The sequence below is a fragment of the Pseudomonas sp. MDT1-16 genome (assembly GCF_054898115.1).
The window spans coordinates 4194639-4220686 of the sequence record NZ_CM142717.1 but is presented as its reverse complement, the minus strand read 5'-3'; the positions used below and the strand labels follow the sequence as shown (position 1 = coordinate 4220686).

Here is a 26048-nt window from a genome sequence, read left to right as displayed (position 1 = left end):
ATCGGTACTAGGCCATGATGGCCGTTGTGGCACGCCCTTCAAGGAAGAAAGGTTTAACCAAGTAAAGGAATTACCCGTGGATCTTAGATCCGTCATTGTTCCGATTTCGCGTACTTCCCCTCTTTTTTTCGCTGCTCGCCTCGGTATCGTCGGGGTGGTTGTCACCCTTGCCAGTCCCCAAGTGATGGCGTCCTGTTTACCGGGCAGCCCGGCGACGGGCGGGACGGTGACCTGTAGCGGTGTGCCGTCGCTGCCGCTGTTCCTCAACGACTTTTCCAGTGGGGTGAATGACCTGACCATCAACGTCGGGTCCGCCGCGCAACTGAACGCCACGCTGGGCGGGCAGGTGCTGAACCTCACGGGTAACAACATCACGCTGAACAACGCCGGGCTGATAGACCCTGCCTTGCTGGGCGCAGTGACTTTGCTGAGCGCGGGCGCGGTGATCGGCAATGCCGGCGCTTCGGTGGTCAACATCACCAACGCCTCGACGGGCATTATCCGCGGTACCGCCGACTTGCTCGGCGTGAACCTGGCCAGCCTGAACGGCATGGCGTTGAACATCAACAACAGCGCTGGCGGCAGCACCCACATCGTCAACAACGGCACCCTTGATTCGACTGCCTTGTTGAACGTGACGCTGCTCTCGGCCGACACCCCGATTGTGGCGGCACGTGGCGGCGCCCAGGTCAATGTGATCAACGCCGGCACAATAAACGGCCGGGTGGCTTTCGAATCGTCGGCCAGCGGCAATACGTTTATCAACTCCGGCACCCTCACCGGCAGCGTATCGATGGGCGACGGCAGCACCAACACCTTCACCGCGATTACCGGTTCGACCATTTCCACCGGCGGCGGCATTGGCCTGGCGCTGGGCGGGTTGATCAACGTCAACCTGACTTTTGCGCCGACGGGCCAGATTGATGGCGGGGCCGGGGGCATCAACTCGCTGATCCTGCAAAACCCGATCGGCATCGGCGGCGGCACCTCTGGCGCCGGCACGGTTTCCAGTCTCAATTACGTCAATTTCAACAACCTGACGGTCAACAGCGGTACCTGGACCCTGCAAGGTCCGTTGATCTCCGGCAGCACCACGCTCAATGGCGGTATCGCCCAGTTCAACAACAGCTCGACCTTCGGCAGCGGCGTGCTGACTTCCAATGGCGGCGGGTTGCAGGCCAGTAGCGGCGGTTTGTCGTTGAGCAACCTGATCACTCTGGGCGTCAGCGGTTTGCAGTTGCTCGGCACCAACGCCATCACCCTAGGCAACGTGGTGAGCGGCAGTGGCGGCATCACCAAAAACGGCACCGGCCAACTCATTCTCAACGGCGCCAACACCTATTTGGGCGGCACCACCCTCAATGACGGCTCGGTGCAACTGGGCAACAACCTGGCGTTCAGCACCGGCACGGTGACCGTGGACGGTTCGACCGTACTGCAGGCGCCGGGCACCATTACACTGAACAACGCCATTGTGCTCAACAGCGCCGTCGGCACTTCAGGTGTCGGGAACCTGACCCTGGCGGGGCTGATCAGTGGCGCGGGCGGTATTTCGAAAGACGGCAGCGGCACCCTGGCGCTGACCGGCAACAATGCCGGCTACACCGGCAGCACCGACCTGAACGCCGGCACCTTGAGCCTGGGCAACAGCAATGCCATCGGCAGCGGCGCGCTGAACGTCAACGCGGCGGCGAGCCTCAACACCACCACCGGCGTCACCCTGAACAACGCCATATCACTGAATGGCAGCCTGACCGTAGTGGGCAGCAACGCGCTGACCCTCAATGGCCTGATTTCCGGCTCCAGCGGCTTGATCAAGAATGGCCTGTCGACCCTGACCCTGGGCGGCAACAACAACTATCTCGGCCCGACCGCGCTAAATGCCGGCGCGCTGATTCTGGCGTCCAACACGGCGCTGGGAACCAGTGCGTTGAACACCGCAGCCGGCACGTCCCTCGACACCAGCGTTGCCGTTACTTTGGCTAACGCGGTCAACCTCGGCGCCGACCTCACCATTGGCGGCACCCAGGCGTTGAACCTGGCCGGCGTGGTCAATGGCGCGGGTGGGTTGATCAAGAATGGCAGCGCCGCGTTGACCCTTGGCGGCACCAACGGCTACGGCGGCGACACCGCACTGAACGCCGGCACGCTGATACTCGGCTCCAACTCCGCATTGGGCCTGGGCACCCTGAACACCGCCGCCGGTACCACACTAGATGCTAGCACCGGCGTTGCGGTGACCAACGCGGTGAACACCACCGGTAACCTGAACATCGGCGGTACCGCCAACCTGACCCTCAGCGGTGCGGTCGGCGGCAGCGGCGGCCTGACCAAAAACGGCACCGCCAACCTTACGCTCAACGGCGCCAATACCTTCCTCGGCGGCACCACCCTGAATGCGGGCGGCCTGACCGTCGGCAACGCCAGTGCCTTGAGCAGCGGCGCGCTGACTGTCGACGGCGCATCGACGCTGGACAGCAGCACCGGTGTCGCTATCGCCAATGACATTGCCGTGAACGCAGACCTGACGGTCGGCGGCACCAATACCCTGACCCTCGACGGCGTGCTCAGCGGCACCAGCCAGTTGATCAAGAACGGCGCGGCCGACCTGAGCCTCAACGGCATCAACACCTTCCAGGGCGGCGCCACGCTCAATGACGGCAGCATCACCGTCGGCAACACCAACGCGCTGGGCACCGGGGCCCTGACCGTGGGCGGCGCCAGCACGCTTACTGGCAGCTCGGCCCTGAGCCTGAGCAACGCAATCAACCTCAACGCCAACCTGACCACCGGCGGCGCCAGCGCGCTGACTCTCGACGGCATCATCGGCGGCGCGGGCGGGCTGATCAAGACTGGCGCGTCCAACCTGACCCTCACCGGCGCTAACACGTATGTGGGCACCACCGCTCTGAATGCCGGTTCACTGATCGTCGGGTCCAATACCGCGTTGGGCGCCGGCGCATTGAACGTTGCCGGTGGCACCACCCTTGATGCCAGCACCGCGACAACCCTGGCCAACGCGGTCAACCTGGGCGGCAACCTGACGCTCGGTGGCAGTAATGCGCTGATCCTTAATGGCGCCGTCAGCGGTATTGGCGGGCTGATCAAAAGCGGCGCGGCCGACCTGACCCTCAACCACGCCAACAACTACCTCGGCGCCACCGCGCTGAACAGCGGCAAGCTGATCGTCGGTGCCAGCGGTGCCTTGGGCAGCGGCGCGTTGGACGCGGCGGCCAACACCACGCTGGACAGCAACACCGCCGTCAGCCTCCTCAATCAGGTGAACCTGGCCGGTGCTTTGAACATCGGCGGCACGGCTGACCTGACCCTGACCGGGCTGGTCAACGGCGCCGGCAGTCTGGTGAAAAACGGCACGGCGAATCTAGTCCTCAACGGCGCCAACGGCTTCCTCGGCGGCACCACCCTGAACGCCGGCACCCTGACCGTCGGCAACGGCTCGGCACTGGGCTTGGGCAACCTGACCGTTGGCGGTGCGGCAACACTCGACAGCAACGCCCCGGTCAACCTGGGCAGCAACGTTGCACTGAGTGCCGACCTGACCGTCGGCGGCACCCAGGGCCTGACCTTGGGCGGCGTGATCAGCGGTACCAATCAGTTGATCAAGAATGGCGCGGCCAACCTGACTCTCAATGGCGTCAATACCTACCTGGGCGGCACCACCCTGAACGCCGGTACCCTGACGTTGGGCAGTGGCGGGGCGCTGGGCTCCGGCGCACTGACCGTGGCCGGTACTTCAACGCTGGACAACAGCGCCACCTTCACCCTGGCCAACGCCCTGACGCTGAATGCCGATCTGAGTGTGGCCGGCAACAACAATATGAACCTGGGCGGCGTCATCGACGGCGCGGGTGCGCTGAACAAAAACGGCCTGGCCGACCTGACCCTGAGCGGCAACAACACCTTCACCGGGGCCTTGAACATTTTATCCGGCAGCGTCACCGCCGCCAGCACCGGCGCATTGGGCAACTCCTCCGGCGCGACCATCAGCGCCGGCGCCAGCCTCAACCTGGGCAGCGATGCCAGCCTCGCAGGCCTTAGCGGCAGCGGTGGTGTACTGATCGGCTCGGGCAGCACCTTGTCGGTGGGCGGCGTCAGTACCACCAGCACCTTCGACGGTGGCCTGGCCGGCGCTGGCGGCTTGACCAAAGTCGGCACCGGCACCCTCAACCTCACCGGCATCAATGGCATCACCGGCGACACCCTGGTCAGCGGCGGCACCCTGGACCTCAGCGGTTCGCTGGGCAGTGCCAACGTTGGCGTCAGCAGTGGCGCGACCCTGACCGGCACCGGTTCGTTGTTGGGCGCATTGAGCGTGGCCAACGGTGGTCATCTGGACCTGATTAGCGGCAACACCTTGTCGGTCGGTTCGCTGGCCTTGGGCAGCACCTCCAATATGGACGTCGCCCTCGGCGCACCGTCCACCAATTCGCTGCTGAACATCGGCGGCAACCTGACCCTGGACGGCATACTCAACGTCACCGACGCCGGTGGTTTTGGTATCGGTGTGTATCGCTTGATCAACTACACCGGCAGCCTGCTGAACCTGGGTATGAACGTGGGCGCCATCCCGGTCGGCTTCAGCCTGGCGGACCTGGCGGTGCAAACGTCGGTCGGCAACCAGATCAACTTGCTGGTGACGGCGCCAAACCTGAACCTGCGTTTCTGGGACGGCAGCCAAACCTCGCCAAACGGTACGGTGGACGGCGGCACCGGGACCTGGAGTTCCGGCAGCACCAACTGGACCTCGGTCAATGGTTTGCTGAACCAGACCTGGGCCAGCGACTTCGCAATCTTTCAGGGCATGGCGGGTAACGTGACGGTGAACGGCACGCAGACCTTTAACGGCATGCAGTTCGTCACCGACGGCTACAACCTGTTGACCGGCGCGGCGGGGCAGTTGACTGCGGTGAACGGCACCGGCGGCAATACAGCGATCCGGGTTGATCCGGGCTCCACAGCGACCATCGGCATCGGTATCGACGGCGCCGGCACCCTGGCCAAACTCGACAGCGGCACCCTGGTACTCAACGGCGCCAACAGTTATACCGGCGGCACCTTGCTTAATGGCGGCATGATAGTGGTTGGCAGCAACACGGCGCTGGGCAGCGGTCTTCTCACTACCGCTTCGGGCGTCACCCTTGACAGCAACAACGCCGTCACCCTCAGCAATACCGTCGATCTGGCCGGCAACTTGAACGTCGGTGGTTCGAATGCATTGACCCTCAACGGGGCAATCGGCGGTGTGGGCGGTTTGATCAAAGCCGGCGCGGCTAACCTGACCCTCGGTGGCAACAACAGCTTCCTCGGCCCGGTCGCGTTGAACGCTGGCGGGTTGATTCTGGCTTCCAATTCGGCGCTGGGCGCAGGTGCGCTGAATGCCGCCAACGGCACCACCCTCGACGCCGCCTCTGCGGTCACCGTCAACAACGTGGTCAACCTGGCCGGTAACCTCGCCGTCGCTGGCACCGCAGACCTGACCCTTAACGGTGCCGTCAACGGCGCGGGCAGCCTGAGCAAAAACGGCGCGGCCAACCTGACCCTGAATGGCTTCAACGGCTTTCTCGGCGGTGTCACCCTGAATGCCGGGACCCTGACGGTCGGTAATGCCTCGGGCCTTGGCCTGGGTAACCTGACAGTCGTTGGCGCCTCGACGCTGGATACCAACACGGCGCTGAACCTGGCCAATAACATCGGGCTGAACGCCAACCTCGCGGTGAGCGGCAGCAATGACCTGACCCTCGGCGGTGTGCTCAGCGGCACCGCTGGCCTGACCAAGAATGGCGCGGCCAACCTGATCCTCAACGGCGTCAACACCCAGGGTGACACCACCCTGAACGCCGGCACCCTGACCCTCGGCAACGCCGCAGCGCTGGGCACTGGGGCGTTGACCGTCGCTGGCGCTTCCACGCTGGATAACAGCGCGGCGTTGAGCGTGGCCAACAACCTCAACGTCAATGCTGCGCTGAATCTGGCCGGCACCCATAACCTGGCCTTGTCCGGTGTTGTTGCCGGTGTCGGGACCCTGACGAAAAATGGCGCGGCGGACCTGACCCTCAGCGGCACCAACACCTTCAGCGGCACCTTCAACGTACTGGGCGGCAGCTTGAGCACCACCATCGCCACGGCCTTGGGCAACAACGCCGGAGTCAATCTGGGGGCGGGAACCCACCTCAACCTCGGCGCTTCCTCCCGCCTCGCCAGCCTCACTGGCAGCGGTGCGGCGCTTATTGGTGCTGGCAACACGCTAAGCATCGGCGGCAACAATTCGAGCAGCACTTTTGACGGAGATCTCACCGGCAGCGGTTTGCTGGACAAACTCGGCAGCGGCACTTTCACCCTCACGGGCATCAATTCCCTGACCGGCGACACCCGCATCAACGGCGGCACCCTGAATGTCAGCGGTTCGCTGGACAGTGCCAACGTTGCGGTCAACAGCGGCGGCACCCTCGCCGGCAGCGGCCGCCTCAACGGCGCGGTGAATGTCACCGATGGCGGCCGCGTTGCACTGGCCACCGGCAGCACGTTGTCAGTGGGTTCACTGGCCTTGAGTGGCAACTCCAACCTTGACGTCGGGCTCGGTGTGCCGGTGTCCGGTGGCGGCAATGCGCTGATCAATGTCGGCGGCAACCTGACCCTCGACGGCACCTTGAACGTCAGCGACATCGGCGGCTTCGGCAGCGGCGTGTATCGCATCATCAACTACACCGGCGCCTTGACCGACAACGGTCTGGTGGTCGGCAGCGTGCCGGGCAGTGTAGTGCCGGGTGACCTGCAAGTGCAGACGGCCGTGGGCAGCCAAGTCAACCTGCTGGTCACCGCACCGAACACCACCGTGCAGTTCTGGGACGGCGCGCAACTGGTCGGCAACGGCGCGATTAATGGCGGCAGCGGCGCCTGGGGCAGCGGCACCACTAACTGGACCAATGTCGACGGTACCCTCAATCAGGCCTGGGCTTCCAGCTTTGCGGTGTTCCAGGGCACGGCGGGCAACGTCACTGTCAACGGTGCGCAAACCATCACCGGCATGCAGTTCGTCACTGACGGCTACACCCTGTTGAATGGTACGGCGGGCCAATTGACGCTGGCCAATGGCGCATTGGGCAACGCGACCGTTCGGGTCGATCCGAACGCCACTGCCACGATCGGCGTGGCCATCAACGGTGCCGGCACCCTCGGCAAATACGACACCGGCACCCTGGTGCTCAACGCGGCCAACGGCTACACCGGCGGCACGACGCTGAACGGCGGCAAACTGGTCGTGGGCCACAACGGCGCCCTGGGCAGCGGTGTATTGACCGCCGCCAACGGCACTGCGCTGGACAGCAACATCGCGGTCAGCCTCGCTAACGCGGTGGTGCTGAACGGCGGGATGCGCGTGGCGGGCTCCAACGCGCTGACCCTCGGCGGCGTCGTCAGCGGCGCCGGCAGCTTGATCAAAAATGGCGCTTCAAGCCTGACCCTCAATGGCAGCAACACTTACGCAGGCGGCACGCAGTTGAACGCCGGTTCGTTGATGCTTGGCAACAACAGCGCCATCGGTACCGGTGCGGTCGGCGTCGGTGGCAGTGCTCAACTGGACAGCGCAGCCGCCCTGCAATTGGCGAACGCCATCAACCTCGCTGGCCAGTTGAACCTGGTCGGCACCCAGGACACCACGCTCAGTGGCGTAATCGCCGGCATCGGCAGTCTGGTGAAAAACGGCAATGGTGTGCTGTTGCTCAGCGGCGCCAGTACCTACAGCGGCGGCACCACCCTCAACGGCGGCAGTACCCGCGGGAACACCAGCAGCCTGCAAGGCGCGATCCTCAACAACGCCGCACTGACCTTCGAGCAAACCAGCAACGGCAGCTACACCGGCAACCTCACCGGCAGCGGTACGCTGAGCAAAAACGGCGCGGGCGACTTGTTGTTGACCGGCACCAGCGGCTTCACGGGTAACACCAACGTCCAGGCCGGCTCGTTGCTAGTCAATGGCACCCTCGACAGTGCCAACGTGAACGTGGCGAGCGGGGCAAAGATCGGTGGTAGCGGTCAACTCGGCGGCGCGGTGCAACTGGCCAGCGGTGCGACCCTGATCGGTGGCAGCAGTGCAACGCCGCTGTCGGTCGGTTCCCTGGCGTTGTCTTCGGGTACTAACCTGGACTTCAGTCTCGGCTCGGCCAGCAGCTCGACCACTGTGGTCGACGTCGCCGGTAACCTGACTCTCGACGGTACGCTGAACATCAGCAATGCCGGCAGCTTCGGCACCGGTGTCTATCAACTGTTCCGCTACGGCGGCAGCCTGGCCGACAACGGCCTGGCCTATGGCACGTTGCCGGGTGGGGTGTCGCCAGCAAGCCTGACCCTGCAAACGGCGCTGGCCAATCAGGTCAACCTGCTGGTGCAAAGTGCCGCGGGTGAAGTGCAGTTCTGGAACGGTGGCAAAACCAATGCCGATGGCAGCATCGTTGGCGGCAGCGGCATATGGGGCCCGAGCACTAACTGGACTAACGCCAGCGGCACCGCGAGCCTGGGTTCGAACCGCCGGTTCGCGGTGTTTGGTGGGCGGGGCGGTACCGTCACCGTGCTTGGTAATCAGGGCTTCACCGGGTTGCAGGTCCTCGACAATGGTTACAGCCTGGTTCAAGGCCCGGGCGGCAGTCTGACGCCGATCAACGCGACCGATGGCAGCCTGGCCGCTGTGCGGATCAATGGCGGCGTCACCACGGAAATCTCCGCGCCTGTGGTGGGCAGCGGCGGGATCGAGAAGCTGGATTCCGGCATCCTGGTGCTGAGCGGTGCCAACACCTACAGCGGCGGCACGACGGTCAGTGGCGGTACGTTGGTCGGTAACACCACCAGCCTGCGGGGGCGTTTCCTGAACAAAGCGCGGATGTTGTTTGCGCAGAACACCAACGGTCGTTTCAACGGAGTACTCAGCGGCACCGGCAACGTGGTCAAACAAGGCGCCGGGGTCTTGCTGCTGACGGGGGATCAGCCGTTCAGTGGCACTGTTGAAGTGGAGCAAGGCGTGTTGCAGGTGGGCGATGCTGCGACGCCGAGTACTTTTGGTGGTCAGGTCACCGTGGCCAATGGCGCCGGGTTGAGTGGTAACGGCAGCGTCGGTTCGGTGGACAACCATGGTCTGGTGGTGTCTGGTGCAAGCCAGGGCAACCTGCGCATCGCCGGTAACTTCACCAACGAAGCGGAGGGTGTGTTGGCGCTGACACTCACGTCAGCAACCGTCACGCCACTGGTGGTGGGCGGCACGGCGACCCTCAATGGAAGCCTTGTAGTGAGCAACCTCGTGCCATTTACCGGTAACACCACTTATGCGTTGATTACGGCGGGCGGAGGCGTCAACGGCACGTTTAGCACCATCAATCTGCCGGACACAGCATTCCTCGACACCTCGCTGGTGTACAACGCCAACGGAGTCGACCTGGCCGTCAGCCGCAACCAGACATCCTTCGTTGATGTCGCGGCCACCGGTAACCAGCGCAGCACGGCCTCGGCCCTGACCCGCAATGGCGTCGCCGGTGCGGCGCTGCAGAACGAAATCGTCAACCTTAGTAGCGCCGGTGCCCGTGCGGCGTTCGACAGCTTGTCCGGGGAAATTCACGCCAGCACCGCCAGCGCGATACTTGAAGACTCGCGTTACATCCGTGACGCCGTCAACGACCGCATGCGCCAACCGTCCTGCAGTGGGCGGGATGATCCACGCCGGACCCTGGCCCCGAGCGAGAATCGCCTGACCAGCGGCGGTTGCCACGGCGAAATGGTCGGCTGGATGCGTGCACTTGGCGCCTGGGGCGAGATGGATGGCGACAGCAACAGCGCCAAGCTTGATCGCAACCTCAGTGGCTTCATGCTCGGCACCGACAAACAGATCGACGATCAATGGCGGGCGGGGATGGCCGCCGGTTACACCCGCAGCGATCTGGACGCGCAGGACCGACGTTCCGACGCCACGGTCGAGAGCTACCACCTGGCGGCGTATCTGAACTCGCAGTTCGATGCATTGGCCGTGCGCCTGGGTGCGGCTTACAGCTGGCACGATATCGAAAGCAAACGCGACGTCAGCGTCGGCGCCTATAACGATCGGTTGGAGGCCCATTACGACGCGCGTAGTGCACAAGTGTTCGGTGAAGTGGGATACACCGTCAAAGCGGCCGGCATTGCACTGGAACCGTTTGCCGGTCTGTCCTACGTCAACTACGACAGCGAGACCGCCCATGAAAAAGGTGGAGTGGGGCGCCTGAAGGCCGACGCCGAACAGGACATCACCTTCTCCACCCTCGGGCTACGCGCCGGCAAAGTCATCACCCTGGCCAGCGGCGGGCAATTCACCCCCCGTGCCGCCCTCGGCTGGCGCCATGCTTTCGACGATACCGAACCGGACGCCGACCTGAGCTTCATCGATGGCGGCGCCTCGTTCAGCATCCAGGGTGTGCCGATTGCCAAGGACAGCGCACTGCTGGAAGCGGGCATCGACTTCCAGATCAGCCCGACCGGCAAACTCGGCCTCGGTTATTCGGGGCAGGTGTCGGGTAAAAACGAGGACCACGCAATGACGATCAGCTTCAGCCTTGGATTCTGATCGGCATTGAAGTGTTTTAGCCGCCCGTAAGGGCGGTGATCGTTCCCACGCTCTGCGCGGAGCGTGGGAACGATCAGTTGGCCCCTCAGAATGCTAGACTCGCTCGGATCGACCCCCACAAGGTGCCCCCATGAGCGAACCGATTCGTCTGACCCAGTACAGCCACGGCGCAGGTTGCGGCTGCAAGATTTCTCCCCAGGTGCTGGAGGTGATTCTGGCCGGCAGCGGGGCGCAGAACCTTGACCCGAATCTCTGGGTCGGCAACGCCTCGCGCGATGACGCAGCGGTGTATGCCATCGATGAAGAACGCGGCGTGGTATCGACCACCGACTTCTTCATGCCGATCGTCGACGACCCGTTCGATTTCGGCCGCATCGCCGCCACCAATGCCATCAGCGACATCTACGCCATGGGGGGCGATCCGTTGATGGCGATTGCGATCCTTGGCTGGCCGGTCAACGTACTGGCGCCGGAGATTGCCCGGGAGGTGATTCGCGGCGGGCGTTCGGTCTGCGATGAAGCGGGGATCCCGCTGGCCGGTGGGCATTCCATCGACGCACCGGAACCGATATTCGGCCTCGCCGTGACTGGTTTGGTGCAAAAGCGCCACATGAAACGCAACGACACCGCCACCGCCGGTAGCCTGCTCTACCTCACCAAACCGCTGGGCATCGGCATCCTCACCACCGCCGAAAAGAAGGGCAAGTTGCGCCATGCCGACATCGGCCTGGCCCGCGACTGGATGTGCACCCTGAACAAACCCGGCAGCCGCTTCGGCAAACTCGAGTGCGTCACCGCGATGACCGACGTCACCGGTTTTGGTCTGCTGGGGCATTTGGTGGAAATGGCCGACGGCAGCAACGTGACCGCTCGCATCGAGTACGACCGTGTGCCGCGTCTGCCGGGTGTCGAGTATTACCTCGACCAAGGCTGCGTGCCGGGCGGGACGCTGCGTAACTTCGACAGCTACGCCAGCAAGCTTGGACGTCTTCAGGAAATGCACAAACGCGTGCTCTGCGATCCGCAGACCAGCGGAGGCCTGCTGGTTGCGGTCACCCCCGAGGGCAATGAGCAATTCCTCAACGTGGCTGCCGAACTGGGCCTGACGCTTGAGCCGATCGGTGAGCTGATCGAGCGACAGACCAACGCGGTTGAGGTGTTTTGATGTCTATGGAATTCACCGATTACCGCGACATCTTCCTCAACGACCGGCCGATGATGGATGCCCGCGCGCCGGTCGAGTTTCTCAAAGGCTCATTCCCCGGCGTCATCAACCTGCCGCTGATGAATGACCTCGAGCGGCAACAGGTCGGCACTTGCTACAAGCAGCACGGTCAGCAAGCCGCCATCACGCTGGGGCACCAGTTGGTGTCCGGCGAGATAAAAACCGCTCGCATCCAGGCCTGGGCCGATTTTGCCCGGGCGCATCCTGATGGATATTTGTATTGTTTTCGTGGTGGTTTGCGTTCGCAGATCGTTCAGCAATGGCTCAAGGACGAGGCGGGCATCGACTATCCGCGAGTCGCTGGCGGTTACAAGGCTATGCGCACCTTCTTGCTCGACACGGTCGATCAGGCGCTTGCCCAGTGTGATTTTGTCTTGCTGGGCGGCATGACCGGCACTGGCAAAACCGAAGTGCTCACGCAGTTGAGCAACGGGCTGGACCTTGAAGGTCACGCCAATCATCGCGGCTCCAGTTTCGGTAAACGCGCCACCGGCCAACCCTCCAACATCGATTTTGAGAACCACCTGGCGGTGGACGTGCTGAAGAAGCGCGCCCACGGCATCGAGCAGTTTGTGCTGGAAGACGAGAGCCGTATGGTCGGCAGTTGCGCCTTGTCGCTGCCACTGTTTCAGGGCATGCAACAGTTTCCGATGGTCTGGCTTGAAGACAGCCTGGAAGGGCGGGTCGAACGGATCCTGCGCGATTACGTGGTGGACTTGTGTGCCGAGTTCATCGGCGTGCATGGCGATGAAGGCTTTGCGCTGTTTTCCGAGCGCCTGCTGGAGAGCCTGAACAATGTGCAGAAACGTTTGGGCGGTGAACGCCATCGGCGGATGTTGATTTTGATGGAAGACGCGCTGGCGGCGCAGGCGAGCAGTGGGGCAGTGGACCTGCATCGGGGTTGGATTGAAGGGTTGCTTCGCGAGTATTACGACCCGATGTATGCGTTTCAGCGGGAGAAGAAGGGGGGGCGCATTGAGTTCGCCGGGGAGCGGGCTGCCGTGCTCGACTACCTGCGAGCGCGTAGCAGCCAGAGGGCTGAGGGTTAAGCAGCGCCGCCCCGATCAACCCGCTGCAGCCGACACTTACGTCGGGCAGGTCTCGCGCCCGTTATCCAGGCCTTGCTTGTAGGCGTGGCTCTGCACGCTGGCCTTGCCGTTGTGCCAGGTCAGGGTGAGCACGTACAGCGAGTCGTAGTCGCTGGACTCCCAGTCATCGGTGATGTTCTGTTTCTTGCCGACGGCTTCTCCAGCGACCTTGTTGATCAACTCGGGCAGGTAGCCGTGGGACCAGGCGGTGTAGATGACCGAGTTGTGATACTTGTCGTGGAGCAATTCATCCGCCAGGTCGCTGGTGTCGTTGGCCGAGAAATTGATGTTCACCGGCAAGCCGAGCTTGATCGCGCTGGGGCTGATGGTCATCAGGGGGCGGATGTAGCTGTAGGAATTGTCCAGTTCGCCTTCCTCGACATTGCGTGTCGGGTTGGCGGCAAACACGTAGTTGGCCTTGCCGAATTTTTCCGGCAGCAAGGTGGCCAGGTCGATGGCGCGATTCAGACCCTGGCAGTTGAGCTGGCCGAGGCCACCTTCGGGTTTTTCCGCGTGACGCAGGAACACCAGCGTCTGGGTGCCGTCTGCCGGTTGAGCGCGGCTTTCGCTGGACTCAAGGAACAGGAACAGCGCGCTGGCCGCCAACAGGGAGGGCAGGACGACATACGCGCGATGTTTGAAGCGTTTGACGAGTTTCAAAGGGTTCATCATTTGAATAGGTGATCTTCAGCGCATTCGGTTAAGGCTGACAAACCTTTACACCGCGAGCTCCCAGCTTCGGGTGTTTTCCATGTCGTTGGGCCGGTCCGTTTCCGAAAGGGCAATCTTCAGAGTCCTCTGAAGCCCATTTGGTTCGATCCGAGCGAGTGCGCAGCACTGTAGCGGCAACCTTAGATGGGTTGGAGCAGGTTATCGATAAGATGTTGCGGATTTATGGACACAGTACACGTGAGGCGCCGCTGAAAGGCTGCAATCTTTTGATCTTGCTCATCAGCAATATTGATAACGCCAAAAGATCGCAGTCTACGGCAGCGCCTACATTATGATTAGCGTCTACTTTTCCGCGTGGATGCTCCCCATGACCGATTTGTCCGCATTCCCCATCACTCAAAAATGGCCCGCCCAGTACCCTGAGTGGATCCAGCTTTACTCCTTGCCAACACCCAACGGCGTCAAGGTGTCGATCATGCTCGAAGAGATCGGGCTGCCCTATGAACCGCATCGGGTGGGCTTCGATACCAATGATCAGCTGTCCCCCGAATTTCTTTCGCTGAACCCCAACAACAAGATCCCGGCGATCCTCGACCCCCACGGTCCGGGAGACAAACCCCTGGCGTTGTTCGAGTCCGGGGCGATTCTGATCTACCTGGCCGACAAGAGCGGGCAATTGTTGGATCAGGAATCGGCAGCGCGTTACGAAACCATTCAGTGGCTGATGTTTCAGATGGGAGGCATCGGGCCGATGTTCGGTCAGCTCGGGTTTTTCAACAAATTTGCCGGCAAGGACTACGAGGACAAACGTCCGCGCGACCGCTACGTTGATGAAAGCAAACGCCTGCTCAACGTCCTCAACAACCGTCTGGAAGGTCGCGACTGGATCATGGGCGAGCGTTACACCATCGCGGACATCGCGACCTTCCCCTGGGTGCGCAACCTGATTGGCTTCTATGAGGCCGGCGAGCGGGTGGGCATCAAGGACTTCGCGAACGTCACGCGGGTGCTGGAGCGCTTTCTGGCGCGGCCGGCGGTGATGCGCGGGCTGGAATCCCCAAGTAAAACGCTTCGATTTGATCAAGACCAAGGCAGGCCATGCACTCATTCGATTTCAAGCAAGTAGATGTCTTCAGCCGCGTTGCACTCAAGGGCAATCCGCTGGCGGTAGTGTTCGGCGCCGATGAGCTCAGCGATGAGCGCATGGCGGCGTTTGCCAGCTGGACCAACCTCAGCGAAACCACATTCATACTCGAACCGCGCGACCCTCGTGCCGACTACCGGGTACGGATCTTCACCACGCTGAACGAATTGCCGTTCGCCGGTCATCCGACACTGGGTACCTGCCATGCCTGGCTCGAGGCCGGTGGCGTGCCCAAGGGCGAAGACATCATTCAGGAGTGCGGGGTGGGGCTGGTGCGGGTCCGTCGACAGGGCACGGAGCTGGCCTTTCTCGCGCCGCCTCTGATAAAAACCGGGCCGGTGGACGCCGACTTGATGGCGCGTTTGCGGTCAGGGCTCGGGCTGGAGCAGGGCGCGATAGTCAGGGCCCAGTGGGTCGATAACGGCGCCGGATGGTTGGCAGTGATGGTCGAGGATCGCCAGCAGGTGCTGAACCTGCAACCGGATCATTCGCAAATGCTCGGCCTGGCCGTTGGTGTCATCGCGCCCTGGCATCCCGAGCGCGATGGCGATGGCGCACAGTTCGAAGTGCGGGCGTTCATCTCTGGCGACGGCATGCCGGAAGACCCCGCCACCGGCAGCCTGAACGCCGGGATTGCCCAATGGCTGCTCAGCGAAGGACTGGCGCCTGCGTCCTATGTGGTCAGCCAGGGCCTGACGATGGGCCGTGCCGGGCGCATTCAGGTCGAGCAAGTGGGCGACGAGATCTGGATCGGCGGCGCGGTGGTGACCTGTATCAGCGGAACCTTGACGCTGTAGGAGGCATGTAGCAGCTGCCGAGCCTGCGAGGCTGCGTTCGGCTCGGTCCGCGCTCGGGCGAAGCGGTCGTGTCCGGTGAACGCGAACTGCCTGAAAGAACACGGTTGCAGGTTTTACGACCGCTTCGCCCGAGCGCGGACCGAGCCGAACGCAGCCTCGCAGGCTCGACAGCTGCTACAAGGCTCGTATCTCAGTGATTATTGCCGAACCGGTAAGGGCTTATTCCGCGCCTGAGGTTTGTGCCCTGCGCCTTGCAGGGCATAAGCTTTGTCCCCTACGACTTTCGTCTCGTCCTCCGTTTTTCAGGAACCCCTCATGTCCAGTCAGTTCCCCGAAGCACGTCCCCGCCGTCTGCGCCGCAATGCGAGCCTGCGCAGCCTGTTCCAGGAAACCGAGTTCAGCTTGAACGATCTGGTGCTGCCGATTTTCGTCGAGGAAGAAATCGACGACTTCGTCCCCATCAACAGCATGCCCGGGGTGATGCGTATTCCGGAGTCGAAATTGGCGGGTGAGATCGAGCGTTATGCCCGGGCCGGGATCAAGTCGGTGATGACGTTCGGCGTGTCGCACCATTTGGACGGCAACGGCAGCGACACCTGGAGCGACAACGGTCTGGTGTCGCGCATGTCGCGCATCGCCAAGGATGCAGTGCCGGACATGATCGTGATGTCCGACACCTGTTTCTGTGAGTACACCGACCACGGCCATTGCGGCGTGCTGCACCACCATGAAGTCGACAACGACCAGACCCTGATCAACCTCGGCAAACAAGCGGTAGCTGCGGCTCGTGCCGGCGCCGATGTGATCGCTCCGTCGGCAGCCATGGACGGGCAGGTTCAGGCCATTCGCCGGGCGCTCGATGAAGCGGGATTGAGCCAGACCGCGATCATGGCCTATTCGACCAAGTTTGCCTCGGCGCTCTACGGTCCGTTCCGTGAAGCTGGCGGCAGCGCGCTCAAGGGCGACCGTAAAAGCTATCAGATGAACCCGATGAACCGCCGTGAAGCCGTGCGCGAATCACTGATGGATGAGCAGGAAGGCGCCGACGCGCTGATGGTCAAACCGGCCGGCGCGTACCTGGACATCATCCGCGACATCCGTGAAGCCTCGCGTTTGCCGCTGTCGGCGTATCAGGTGAGCGGCGAGTACGCGATGATCAAATTCGCGGCGCAGGCCGGGGCGATCGATGAAGATCGCGTGGTGCGTGAGAGCCTTGGCGCGATCAAGCGGGCAGGGGCGGATCTGATCTTTACCTACTTTGCGATGGATCTCGCCCTGGCCGGCATCTAAGTATCACCGCAGATGATCGTTCCCACGCTCCGCGTGGGAATGCAGCCCGGGACGCTCCGCGTCCCAGAAGCGGACGCGGAGCGTCTATTGAGGCATTCCCACGCGGAGCGTGGGAACGATCATCAGGGGGCGCCAAAAAACGGCCGAATCCCGTGATCCCGGAAGTACCGCTCGATCACCTTGGGATCGGCAGAGTTGTCGGCGATCGCCACGTACGTATCCGGCCGCAACAGATAAAACCCGTTACGCCCCAGGCCAGCCGCTTCAAACGCCGGCCGCCAGTCAAACACATGCAACGGCAAATGATGTTCGTGGCACCAGGCGATCATTTCGTCGCTGGTGTCGCCATACACATGCACCTGCCAGGTTGGACACTTCAGTGATTCGAAATTGTCCCCCTCACCGTCGTGAGCCCAAGGCAGACGGTCGCCACCGTGAACATGACCGGCAGCGCCCGTGCTCAAAGGCATCCCGCGATAATTCAGGGTGATCTGCGACACCGTCCGAAACAGAAACTCGCGGGATGCCTCAAACGATGCCATTTTCGGAAGCACGAATGGCGCCAGACGCGTGCGCAGCAAATCGGCCATACGCCCTTCGGCCGTGACGAAACTGAACACCCGATCGGTGGTGGCGACCAGTTTGCGGGCAAACGCGATGCGTTCGGTTTCGTAAGTGTCGAGGAGTTTGGCCTCAGCGCCGCCGCTCAACACCGCCGCGAGTTTCCAGGCAAGGTTGATGGCATCGCCAATTCCGGTGTTCATGCCCTGACCACCGGCGGGGCTGTGGACGTGGGCGGCGTCACCCAAAAGAAACGCGCGCCCGGTGCGAAAATGATCCGCCACCCGATGATGCACGCGGTAGGTTGAGAACCAGTTCAGTTGCTCGATCTTTACTTTCATATGCTCGATGGCCCTGCTGCTGACGTCTTCAAACTGGAGGGTTTCGGCATGATCGGCGCGCTCGTCGCGTACGGTGCCGATCAGGCGGGCGCGGCCTTCACCGGCCAAGGGAAACACCGCGAGAAAATCCGCTTCATCGAGATCCACGTGCAGTTCGCCGTTGAACGTCGGCCCGCTGGCTTGCACGTCGGCGACGTAGAAAACCTGCTGGTAGGTGCCCCCCGGGAAACCGGTGTCCAGGGTCTTGCGCACAATCGATCGGGCACCGTCGCAACCTGCCAGATAACAGGCCTGACAGGTTTCCTGCTGACCATCGGGCAGGCGCAGATGGGCGGTGATGCCGTCGCCGGTTTCCTCGAAACTTTCCAGTTCGGTGTTGCGCTCCACCTTGATACCAAAGGCTTCGAGGCGGTCTATCAGCAGCCGTTCGTGCTCATCCTGAGGAAAGATTTCGAGAAACGCATAGGGCGTCAGGCCCTCGCCGATGCGGGTCAGCGGCAAGTGCGCTACGGGTTCGCCCTTGACCCAGAAGTTCGCCGCGCCCACTCGATGACCGTTCTGCACAATGGCAGTGCTGAGGTCGAGCTGGCGATACAGCTCCAGCGTCCGCGCCTGGACGGCCAGCGCCCGCGACGTGGTGCCGGGTGCCGACGTCTTGTCGATGATGCGCACTTGCACGCCAAGCTTGCTCAGCCACAACGCCAGCACCAACCCGGTCGGGCCGGCGCCGATGATCAGTACGTCGCTACGATTCATGAGCTGTCCTCCTCGGTGTGTGGCTCAAGTATGGTTCAGCCCAGGCGTGAGGTCAGGCAGGCTGCCCAACGGAACAGGGGGCGGCAGCCACAGTCATAGCCTGCGCCATGCCATTGATCGTATGGTTAACTCGGCTCAACGGATTTGATGGAGCAACATGCAAGCCAATCGATTGATGATGAGCGTCGCCGCGCTGCTGGTTCTGGCCGGTTGCGGCACTCAGCGAACGCAGGAACCACCGGCGCGCAAGCCCGCGGAGGTCAAGGCCGAGATCGTGCGCCTGCTGCCGGTCAAAGCCACTGATCGCCGAGGCTGGGCCACCGATATTTACGCAGCATTTGCTGTTCAAAACATTTATCCGTCCACCCAAAACCTGTGCGCGGTACTGGCGGTCACCGAGCAGGAGTCGACCTTTCAGGTTGATCCACCCGTGCCGGGCCTGGGCAAGATCGCCCGCGAAGAGATCGACCGCCGCGCCGCCAAAGCCCATATCCCCGGCCTGCTGGTGAGCGGTGCGCTGCAGGTGAGTTCATCCACCGGAAAGAGCTACAGCGACCGACTCAATGCGGCGCGCAGCGAAAAGGAGCTCAGCGCGATCTTCGATGATTTCATCGGCATGGTGCCGATGGGCCGGACGCTGTTCGGTGGCTTCAACCCGGTGCACACCGGTGGGCCGATGCAGGTCAGCATCGATTTCGCCGAGCAACAGGCGAAGGCGTATCCGTACCCGGTGAACGGTTCGATCCGGCATGAAGTGTTCAGTCGTCGCGGTGGCATGTATTTCGGTATCGCCCACTTGCTCGGTTATCCGGTGACCTACAAACAACCGCTGTATCGCTTCGCCGATTTTAATGCCGGTTGGTACGCCAGTCGCAATGCCGCGTTTCAGAACGCGGTGAGTCGCGCTTCGGGCATACCGCTGGCGCTGGATGGGGACCTGGTCCGCTACGATTCGATCATGCCTGGCACCACGGAATTGGCAGTGCGCACCCTCGGCAAGCAGCTGGGCATGCGCAATCCGACCATTCGCGATCAATTGGAGGAGGGCAAAAACGTCGAGTTCGAGGACACCCAGCTCTATGCGCGGGTTTTCGCCCTGGCCGAGCAGGCAGAAGGTCGGCCATTACCGCGTGCGGTGTTGCCAGGGATCGTGCTGCAAAGCCCGAAAATCACCCGCAAACTCACCACGGCGTGGTTCGCCAAACGGGTCGATGAACGTTATCAGCGATGCATGGCGCGTGCGGGCAAGTGACCGACCGCAACAAACAAGCGTAAAAAAACCCGGCTGATGAGGACGGGTTTTTCATTGAGTACCGCGGTAAAACCATTCATTTATGCAGCGCCTATCAACAAGGCGCCAGTCGTGCTCAGGTGTTTGCCGCCGGAACCTGGGGCGGGGGGATCGCGGCACTTGGGTGATCGCCGTCAGATCACTTTCACCGCTCGACCGATGAACTGAATCGGCCCCGTAGGTTTGCCGGTCGGCGAGCCGTTGGGGTTTTCCAGGGTCAGCTCGAACAGCTGGTCGGGTTGCAGTGGCGGCAACTTGTCCAGCGGCACCGAGAGCATCTGCCCCGGTTTGACCAAGCCCAGGGACACCGGTCCTTGCCAGCCTTCAGCCTTGGTCCAGAACTCCAGTGCCTTGTCGGCCGGAACTTGCGCCACGCCCAGTGGGATCAACTGGATTTCCCTTGGATTGCTGGCCTGAATCACCCAACCCGGCGCTTTGTCCTGAGGGGCGACCAGTACCACCAGATAGGTCGGTTTGACCGTGGTTTGCGTCAACATCAAGGCGCCGAGCAACAAGGTCGCCGCCAGCCCCGCCCCCGCGAGCCCGCGCCACAGTGGCAGCAGGTTCCACCAGGATGACGACGCAACTGCCGCCCCTGCTGGTTGCCGGTTCAAGGCATGCACACTGCGCTCGATGCGTTGCCACAGGTGTGGGGTGGGTGCCAGGGGTTCGGCGAAGTCAGTCAGGTCGAGCAAGCGGCGTTCCCAGGTGTCGACCGCCGTGCGCAGTTCGACATCGTCGCGCAGGCGCTGTTGCACCTCGGTACGTCGCTGCGCCGGGAGCGTGCCCAGCACATATTCGCTGGCCAGCTCGTTGAGCTCTTCCGGGGTTTCATTCGCAGGTCTGGTGATCATCCCATGCACTCCCGCAATGCCGTCAGGCTCCGTTTGATCCAGGCTTTGACGGTGCCCAGCGGGGTGCCGAGTTTGTGTGATATTTCAGCGTGGGAAAAACCGTCGACGTAGGCGTGCAGAATGCAGCTGCGCCGCGCAGGTTCCAGTTGTTCCAGGCACAGATGAATGCGTGACGAGTGGACCTGAGCGTCGAAGGTTTCAGCGTTGTCCTGCATGTCGATCTCGCCCTGAACCTCGCGGCTGTTGTCACGGATGAAATTGAGCGCCAGATGCCGGGTCACGCTAAACATCCAGCCTCGCGCCGAACCCCGCGCCGGGTCGAACCGCGCGGCGCCGGCCCAGATCTTGAGGAACGCATCGTGGACAATATCCTCGGCCAGCGCAGTGTCGCGCACCAGGCGTTTGGCAACCCCCAGCAGGCGCGGACTCTCCTGCACATACAAATCCCGCAGGGCCTGACGGTCGCCGCGAGCGCAGGCGGCCAGATGGGCTTCGTAATCGAAAAGGGGTTGGGGCAAGGACACAGTGCTCAGCCGTCAAAGTGGGCAATAGCCCCGGACCAGAGGGCCGGGGCATGTGCAGAGCAGCGTAGACCAATTTCCCGCAGAACAGGTTTCAGTTGGCCGCCCAGAAAATATAGTCCGCCTGATACTTCACCGTTTCCTGCTTGCCCTTGTTGGCGGCCGTGCACTCGGTGTCTGGGGCCACGCCACCCTTGAGGGCTACGCGCTGGATGTAACTCACGCCGCTCATCGCGCCTTTGCCCTCGGCCGGGTTGGCCTTGACCAATTGGTAGGGGAGATTGCCCGGACTCGACGGTGCGACGGCCAATTGGGTGCCGGTGACTTTCGAGCCATCTTTCGCCTGCCAGGTAGCGGGGGGGCCGAAGTAGGTGCCGACCTGTTTGCCGCTGCGATCGTTGAGCACCGCTTTAGGCCCGACAAAAACCCATTCGGTCTGGCCGGCTGCATTGGCCTTGTCACGGCATTCGTAGGTGATCTCGCCGACCCCGGTGGTTTCCATGGCGACCTTGTGCCCCTCCGGCACCTTGATGCTGTCGGGCAGACCCGTCTGGGCATAAGCTGCAGGTAGAACAGCGAGTAAACCGGCAAGGCAAATCAGGTGTTTGGCGTTCATGAATTTCTCTCCGAAAATGAGTAACCCGCTCGGCAGCATCAGGGCTGCTACAGGTACTACCCATCGGAAAGCGAATTGGATGCAGTGGGTAAAAGAAATTTTCTAACATTGCCAGCGTCAGCTGCTACAAAGAGACAATCGCAAGGAGGTGTTTATGTACCAGCTCTACGGACACAAGAACTCTGGAGCTGCGGCGATAGAAGCCGCCCTTGAGCTCTGCGAGATTGCTTACCGTTTCATCGACGTTGAATCCTCTCCTGAAGCGACCCAGGCGCTGGAGAAACTCAATCCGCTCAAGCAGATTCCGACACTGCAATTGCCCGACGGCAGCGTTCTCACCGAGAGCGCGGCGATTCTGATTCATCTGGGGCTCACCTTTCCCGAGTCGAACCTGCTGCCGAAAAACGCCCCCGCGCGGGATCAGGCCATTCGCGGCCTGGTGTACATCGTCAGTAATTGCTATTCGGCGATTGGCATCATCGATTACCCGGAGCGCTGGTTGGCCGAGGCGGATGAATCGTCCAGGCAAAACCTCATGGCCGGCACCCGCGCGCGACTGCACTGGAGTTGGGAGGTGTTTGCCGATCAGTTTTCGGGCGATTTGTACCTGGGCGATGAAACGCCGGGGGCGCTGGATGTGCTGGCGGCGGTGGTTTCCAGGTGGGCGGGCAGTCGGGAGCATTTACGCAGTGCCCGCCCCGGGTTTTTCGCCTGGCTGGAACGCATCGACCGGCACCCGACATTGGCACCGGTCTTTGCGCGGCATTGGCCAGCCTGAAAAGGTCTGCTCTTATTCGCCGCGGATGTACTGTTCCAACTGACGAATCAGTTCAGCCTGTTCGGCGATGGCCTCCTTGACCAGGTCGCCGATCGACAGCAAGCCGATCAATGTGCCGTTTTCCACCACTGGCAAATGGCGCAGGCGTTTGTCGGACATGATGCCCATGCAGGTTTCGACGGTTTGATGGGTGTCCACGGTGATGACCGGCGAGACCATGATGTCTCCGACCGGCGTACCGACGGAGGAGCGGCCCTTGAGCACGAGTTTGCGCGCATAGTCGCGCTCGCTGATGATGCCGACGACCTCGCCATTCTTCACGACCGGCAATGCGCCGACGTTTTTCGCGGCCATGACCATCAGCGCTTCCAGCACCATTTGATGCGGCGCGATGGTGTGGACTTCATGATTCTGTTCAGCCTTTAACTTCAGCAGTTGGGCGACGGTTTTCATGGCGGTTTCTCAGGTGTTGTCGTTGTCCTTGAAGAATCGTAGACCCAGGCGCTGAGGGCAAGGGAGAAAGCGGCAGATAACACGCAAAAAACGCCATTCAGTGGTTTTTCTTCTGAAAACCTCACGTACCAGATCGATAAACGCCTGCAATTCGGCAGCAACTTCAAGAGCCACAGGCTGCCAAATCCTTAAGCCTCCACGCTATCCATCCCGATCCCGCGTAGAATCCCCTTCTGAATAAGATTCGAGGTTGCAGTGGTGGATTTACAGCAGGGCTTCGTCCTGACCCGGCATTGGCGCGATACCCCGGCCGGCACGGAAGTCGAGTTCTGGCTGGCGACCGATGCCGGTCCCCAGCGGATACGCCTGCCTCATCAACCGTCGGTGGCGTTTATCCCCGCAGTGCAACGGGAGCAGGCTGAAGCGCTGCTGCGCGGCGAAAAGAACGTCGAGCTGCGGCCGTTGGCGTTGCTGGATTTCGAGCACCGTCCGGTGCTTGGCTTGTATTGCCGGCAGCACCGTCAGCTGATGCGCCTGGAAACCACGCTGCGCAAGGCCGGCGTCGACATGTTCGAAGCCGACGTACGTCCGCCGGAACGCTACATGATGGAGCGTTTTATCACCGCGCCGGTCCTGTTCAGTGGCACGCCGAATAGCGAGGGCCTGCTGCTCGATGCGCAGATGAAACCCGACCCCGATTACCGACCGAGCCTCAAGCTGGTCTCCCTGGACATCGAAACCACCGCTCAGGGCGAGTTGTACTCCATCGCCCTGGAAGGCTGTGGTGAGCGCCAGGTCTACATGCTCGGCCCGCCCAACGGTGATGACAGCGAGGTGGATTTCCAGCTCGAATACTGCGACTCCCGAACCCTGCTGCTGAAAAAACTCAACGAGTGGTTCGCCCGCCACGACCCCGACGCGATCATCGGCTGGAACGTTGTGCAGTTCGACCTGCGCGTACTCCATGAACACGCCCGGCGCCTGGCGGTGCCGCTGAAGCTGGGCCGTGGTGGCGAGGAAATGCAATGGCGCGAACACGGTAGCCGCAACCATTACTTCGCCTCGGCCGCCGGCCGGCTGATCATCGACGGCATCGAGTCCCTGCGCTCGGCGACCTGGAGTTTCCCCTCGTTCAGCCTGGAAAACGTCGCGCAAACCCTGCTCGGCGAGGGCAAGTCGATCGACAATCCGTACCAGCGCATGGACGAAATCAACCGCATGTTCGCCGAGGACAAACCGGCCCTGGCCAAGTACAACCTCAAGGACTGCGAGCTGGTGACGCGGATTTTCGCCAAGACCGAGCTGCTGACCTTCTTGTTGGAACGGGCTAGCGTCACCGGGTTGCCGGCTGATCGCAGCGGCGGCTCGGTGGCGGCGTTCACTCACCTTTACATGCCGCTGATGCACCGCCAGGGTTTCGTTGCGCCGAACCTCGGGAACAAGCCTGCGCAAGCCAGCCCCGGCGGTTTTGTCATGGACTCGCAACCGGGCCTGTACGAGTCGGTGCTGGTGCTCGACTACAAAAGCCTCTATCCATCGATCATCCGTACCTTCCTCATCGACCCGGTGGGCTTGATCGAGGGGCTTAAACATCCCGATGACAGCGAGTCGGTGCCGGGTTTTCGCGGTGCGCGATTTTCAAGAACCCGGCATTGCCTGCCCGCTATCGTTGCCCGGGTTGCTGAAGGTCGCGAAACCGCCAAGCGTGAACACAATGCGCCGCTGTCCCAGGCCCTGAAGATCATCATGAACGCCTTTTACGGCGTGCTCGGTTCCAGCGGTTGCCGCTTCTTCGATACACGCCTGGCGTCGTCCATTACCTTGCGCGGCCACGAGATCATGCTGCGTACCCGACAGCTGATCGAAGCCCAGGGCCACACGGTGATTTACGGCGACACTGACTCGACCTTCGTCTGGCTGCGCCACGCGCACGGTCAGCAGGAAGCCGCACAGATTGGCCGCGCGCTGGTGGATCACGTCAACCAGTGGTGGCGCGAGCATGTGCAGCAGGAATACGGTCTGGACAGTGCGCTGGAGTTGCAGTTCGAAACCCACTACAAGCGCTTTCTGATGCCGACCATTCGCGGCGCCGAGGAGGGCAGCAAGAAGCGCTATGCGGGGCTTGTGACCCGCGCCGATGGCACCGATGAAATGATCTACAAAGGCCTGGAAACCGTGCGCACCGACTGGTCGCCGCTGGCCCGGCAGTTCCAGCAGGAGCTGTACCTGCGCATCTTCAATCGCAAACCCTATCAGGACTATGTACGCGACTACGTGCGCAAGACGTTGGCGGGAGAATTCGACGACCGCCTGATCTACCGCAAGCGCCTGCGCCGCACCCTCGATGACTATCAGCGCAACGTGCCGCCCCACGTGCGGGCCGCGCGGATTGCCGATGATTACAACGACCAGCAGGGTCGCCCGCGGCAATATCAGAACGGTGGCTGGATCAGTTACGTGATCACCGTCGCCGGGCCCGAACCGCTGGAAATTCGCAGCGCGCCCATCGACTACGACCACTACGTCACCCGGCAACTGCAACCGGTAGCGGACGCGATTCTGCCGTTCGTGGACGACGACTTTTCAACCTTGATTGGTGGGCAGTTGGGCCTGTTTTGAATCCAGCAGCAACAACGTCCAGTCATCCAGGATGCCGTGGAAATACCGGCCCAGTGCTTGATGAAAGTCGCTGTTAGCGCTGGCAACCTGGGCAAACAGCGTCATGGAAGAGTGAAACTTGAGATCGTCGGGGTGGCCGAAGATGGCGGCAATCGAGCTCTTTTCGATGTTCAGCACCAACTGAGTGCAGGTGCGCAATCGTGAACCCAGCAGCGGATGATTCAGGTACGCCGCCGCTTCCTCTTTGGAACGAATGGCAAAGTGGCGGGACATCTCGCTGCCGCCTAACCCTGCGAATTGCGGAAAGATGAACCACATCCAGTGGCTACGCTTGTGACCCTCCTTCAGCTCGGTCTGGACCCGTTTAAACACCGGGTCCTGGGCCAGGATAAAGCGTTGCAGATTAAAGGAATCGAGCTGATCGGTGCTTCTCATGCAGAAG

General features: G+C 62.1%; 17 protein-coding genes. 9 read left to right on the top strand and 8 right to left on the bottom strand.

What is annotated here, in order from left to right; genetic code table 11:
• Window positions 1-184 precede the first annotated feature (184 nt).
• The 3 genes from ACYZT3_RS19335 (at window position 185) to mnmH (ending at window position 12874) form a co-directional block, all read left to right on the top strand.
• Window positions 185-10600, top strand: a complete 10416-nt coding sequence (locus ACYZT3_RS19335) for an autotransporter-associated beta strand repeat-containing protein (RefSeq protein ID WP_462032399.1) — start codon at window positions 185-187, stop codon at window positions 10598-10600.
• Window positions 10601-10730: 130 nt separating this feature from the next.
• Window positions 10731-11765, top strand: coding sequence for a selenide, water dikinase SelD (selD, locus tag ACYZT3_RS19330; RefSeq protein ID WP_282376404.1), 1035 nt, complete (start codon window positions 10731-10733; stop codon window positions 11763-11765).
• Complete coding sequence (gene mnmH, locus ACYZT3_RS19325) at window positions 11765-12874, top strand: tRNA 2-selenouridine(34) synthase MnmH (RefSeq protein ID WP_282376405.1); 1110 nt, start codon at window positions 11765-11767, stop codon at window positions 12872-12874. The genes selD and mnmH overlap by 1 nt, the downstream gene beginning before the upstream one ends.
• 36 nt (window positions 12875-12910) lie before the next feature.
• Here the strand turns inward: mnmH and ACYZT3_RS19320 are convergent, their stop codons facing one another.
• Entirely contained in the window at window positions 12911-13585 is a 675-nt protein-coding gene (locus ACYZT3_RS19320; protein WP_462030486.1) for a histidine phosphatase family protein, read from the bottom strand.
• 367 nt (window positions 13586-13952) lie between these two features.
• On the opposite strand from ACYZT3_RS19320, the gene ACYZT3_RS19315 reads away from it, so the two are divergent.
• The 3 genes from ACYZT3_RS19315 to hemB all read left to right on the top strand — a co-directional run bounded on the left by ACYZT3_RS19315 (window position 13953) and on the right by hemB (window position 16816).
• Window positions 13953-14711: a glutathione binding-like protein gene (locus ACYZT3_RS19315; protein WP_462030485.1), complete on the top strand. Its 759-nt coding sequence runs from the start codon at window positions 13953-13955 to the stop codon at window positions 14709-14711.
• Complete coding sequence (locus ACYZT3_RS19310) at window positions 14684-15526, top strand: PhzF family phenazine biosynthesis protein (protein WP_282376408.1); 843 nt, start codon at window positions 14684-14686, stop codon at window positions 15524-15526. The genes ACYZT3_RS19315 and ACYZT3_RS19310 overlap by 28 nt, the downstream gene beginning before the upstream one ends.
• A 315-nt stretch (window positions 15527-15841) precedes the next feature.
• Window positions 15842-16816 (top strand): porphobilinogen synthase, encoded by a 975-nt coding sequence (hemB, locus tag ACYZT3_RS19305; RefSeq protein WP_282376410.1) that lies wholly within the window; start codon window positions 15842-15844, stop codon window positions 16814-16816.
• Between the two features lie 122 nt (window positions 16817-16938).
• On the opposite strand, the gene ACYZT3_RS19300 is transcribed toward hemB, so the two are convergent.
• A complete protein-coding gene (locus ACYZT3_RS19300) occupies window positions 16939-18474 on the bottom strand; it encodes an FAD-dependent oxidoreductase (protein WP_462030484.1) in 1536 nt (511 codons plus the stop codon).
• A 157-nt stretch (window positions 18475-18631) separates the two neighbouring features.
• Here ACYZT3_RS19300 and ACYZT3_RS19295 point away from each other — a divergent pair, with 157 nt between their 5' ends.
• Window positions 18632-19726 (top strand): DUF1615 domain-containing protein, encoded by a 1095-nt coding sequence (locus ACYZT3_RS19295; RefSeq protein WP_282376412.1) that lies wholly within the window; start codon window positions 18632-18634, stop codon window positions 19724-19726.
• A 173-nt stretch (window positions 19727-19899) separates the two neighbouring features.
• Here the strand turns inward: ACYZT3_RS19295 and ACYZT3_RS19290 are convergent, their stop codons facing one another.
• The 3 genes from ACYZT3_RS19290 to ACYZT3_RS19280 form a co-directional block, all read right to left on the bottom strand.
• Window positions 19900-20619, bottom strand: coding sequence for an anti-sigma factor (locus ACYZT3_RS19290; RefSeq protein WP_462030483.1), 720 nt, complete (start codon window positions 20617-20619; stop codon window positions 19900-19902).
• Window positions 20616-21143, bottom strand: coding sequence for a sigma-70 family RNA polymerase sigma factor (locus ACYZT3_RS19285; protein ID WP_282376414.1), 528 nt, complete (start codon window positions 21141-21143; stop codon window positions 20616-20618). The genes ACYZT3_RS19290 and ACYZT3_RS19285 overlap by 4 nt, the downstream gene beginning before the upstream one ends.
• A 91-nt stretch (window positions 21144-21234) precedes the next feature.
• On the bottom strand, window positions 21235-21756 hold the full coding sequence (locus tag ACYZT3_RS19280) for a DUF3455 domain-containing protein (protein WP_462030482.1): 522 nt from the start codon (window positions 21754-21756) through the stop codon (window positions 21235-21237).
• Window positions 21757-21910: 154 nt separating this feature from the next.
• Here ACYZT3_RS19280 and ACYZT3_RS19275 point away from each other — a divergent pair, with 154 nt between their 5' ends.
• Window positions 21911-22534 carry a glutathione S-transferase N-terminal domain-containing protein gene (locus ACYZT3_RS19275; RefSeq protein WP_282376417.1) on the top strand — a complete coding sequence of 208 codons (624 nt, stop codon included), beginning with the start codon at window positions 21911-21913 and terminating at the stop codon, window positions 22532-22534.
• Window positions 22535-22546: 12 nt separating this feature from the next.
• Here the strand turns inward: ACYZT3_RS19275 and ACYZT3_RS19270 are convergent, their stop codons facing one another.
• Together ACYZT3_RS19270 and ACYZT3_RS19265 are read right to left on the bottom strand one after the other, a co-directional pair.
• Window positions 22547-22987, bottom strand: coding sequence for a CBS domain-containing protein (locus ACYZT3_RS19270; RefSeq protein ID WP_282376418.1), 441 nt, complete (start codon window positions 22985-22987; stop codon window positions 22547-22549).
• A gap of 9 nt (window positions 22988-22996) precedes the next feature.
• Window positions 22997-23161, bottom strand: coding sequence for a hypothetical protein (locus ACYZT3_RS19265; protein ID WP_462030481.1), 165 nt, complete (start codon window positions 23159-23161; stop codon window positions 22997-22999).
• Window positions 23162-23245: 84 nt separating this feature from the next.
• Between ACYZT3_RS19265 and ACYZT3_RS19260 the strand changes: the two genes are divergently transcribed.
• Window positions 23246-25606, top strand: coding sequence for a DNA polymerase II (locus tag ACYZT3_RS19260; RefSeq protein WP_462030480.1), 2361 nt, complete (start codon window positions 23246-23248; stop codon window positions 25604-25606).
• Here the strand turns inward: ACYZT3_RS19260 and ACYZT3_RS19255 are convergent.
• Window positions 25571-26041 carry a DUF1810 domain-containing protein gene (locus ACYZT3_RS19255; RefSeq protein ID WP_462030479.1) on the bottom strand — a complete coding sequence of 157 codons (471 nt, stop codon included), beginning with the start codon at window positions 26039-26041 and terminating at the stop codon, window positions 25571-25573. The genes ACYZT3_RS19260 and ACYZT3_RS19255 overlap by 36 nt on opposite strands.
• Window positions 26042-26048: the final 7 nt, after the last annotated feature.